1 protein-coding gene is annotated in these 385 nt (G+C 55.1%); it reads left to right on the top strand.

The annotated features are described in order from the left end of the window. A partial coding sequence (locus tag D7Y13_RS44850; RefSeq protein WP_120631187.1) for an Era-like GTP-binding protein occupies positions 1-385 on the top strand: 385 nt, incomplete at both ends.

The following is a 385-nucleotide window of genomic DNA, read 5'->3' as shown; positions in this document are numbered from 1 at the left end:
TTTCTACCGCCCTCGACAAGCTCAACAGCGGCATCTTTCGCATTGCCGTATTTGGGCTGGTCAGTCGCGGCAAGTCGGCGGTTCTCAATGCCCTGTTGGGACAAAAGATTCTGCAAACTGGCCCGCTGCATGGCGTCACGCAGTATCCGCGATCGATCTACTGGTCACCCGCGACTTCCGGCCTCAACGTCAACGTCGAACTGATTGACACACCCGGACTCGATGAAGTCGGCGGGCAATTGCGTGAGGCAATGGCGCGAGAAGTGATCGAACAGGCGGATCTAATTTTGTTCGTAATCGCCGGAGACATTACCCGTACCGAATATCGCGCCCTAGCAGAACTGCAAGCCGCCCACAAGCCGCTAATTCTCGTCTTTAATAAAAC

The organism is Corallococcus praedator (genome assembly GCF_003612125.1).
Lineage (GTDB): Bacteria > Myxococcota > Myxococcia > Myxococcales > Myxococcaceae > Corallococcus > Corallococcus praedator.
The sequence above is the reverse complement of the archived record's forward strand: the minus strand, read 5'-3'. Positions and strand labels throughout refer to the sequence as shown.